Source organism: Serratia sp. LTN-2, from assembly GCF_059740205.1.
The window spans coordinates 1-1,311 of the sequence record NZ_JCAXDO010000062.1; the positions used below are offsets into that span (position 1 = coordinate 1).

The 1,311-nt window shown below is 38.4% G+C and carries 1 protein-coding gene; it reads right to left on the reverse strand.

Features of this window, described 5'->3' with window-relative positions:
* Window positions 1-108 precede the first annotated feature (108 nt).
* The coding region (locus AC6BYQ_RS28295; RefSeq protein WP_031986143.1) for a replication initiation factor domain-containing protein at window positions 109-1,311 on the reverse strand (1,203 nt) is incomplete at its 5' end.

Below are 1,311 nucleotides of genomic sequence, written 5' to 3' on the forward strand. Positions count from 1 at the left end.
TTTTCGCCTGATTGCAAATCCGCTTGATAAAACACAGTAGTTGAATCATATGGTTTACCGTTAAATTCACCTTTAGATGACTTTGCCCCCAAGATGATCATTTCAGTTTTAAATTGCATGAATAAAATCCTTATATTGAGTTTGATTAACTAAAGGGACACCCACGAATAGCGAGTAGTCTTCATTTAGTGATTGAATAGGTTGATTGATACGTAACGACTGCATCACAGCAGCATGAGAAAACTTAAGGCGTTTTGGCACTTCATCTTTTGAAGATGAAAGCATTGCTACCAGTTCATCACTGGCAATAATTTTTGAGAATTGACGGATATATTTACCGAACTGATGTTTCATAATTTCGATTGATTTATCAAAATTAATCACGGATTGCTTTTTAACGATTTCAGGTTTTTCTGGTGAAATCATTTCTTGAGTAAGTTCTTTAGCAAGCCATTCAAAACATGGGTAAGCCCCAATGAAATATGAGCTTGGATTGAGTAAAACATCAAAAGGGATGAAGCGGTCAGAACCTTTAAATTCGACCTCTGCACGTGTCCAAAGGCTTAGTACATCACCTTCCTTTTTGCCACGTTCATAAATACGGCAGAATTTACCGCTATCACGGTTGCCAATATTGAGGGTTCTACCTTTACCGTTTGGACGCTTCCAAGCACCTTTATGCTCTACATTAGGTTCACGACCACCACACCAGAAACCATCAATATTGTCCCATGAATCAGCTAAATCAACAGTTAAGTGATTGCCTTCGAAATCATCATGAGCAAGGTCAATTCTATTAAGCTTAGGACGTTTACAACCACGCATTAAGAATTTATAAAGTTGTGATTCCCAACCTTTACGAGCTAAGGCACAACCAGTACCGTTGATTTGTACAGAAATCTTTTTGTTAGCATGACCATATAAGACCATGCCCAAATTATCTTGTAATTCGTATGAGCAAGTATGGAAATGCATACCTTTGTCACGTTTAACGGCAAGTCCAAAGCCGAAGATTTCAAAAAGAATCTGATCCAGCCATGTTTCAATCGCTTCAGTAAGCGATTCGTCAACTTCCTCTGGTTCAAGGAATGCATATTTTTCGCCAAAGGTTTCTTGACCAAAACTAAAAGTCACCCAATCAACAGCAGCTATGCCATGAATATCGCATGGAACAGAATGTAAAACTGGCAATACGCCATCTTCAGTTTTAATTAATTTCTGATTATCGAGATTTCTAGGGAAAGTGAACTCTTCAGATGCCATGCGAGAATTCGTTACCCCCATCTTATAAAAGGGGGTGCTTTCTGCCGT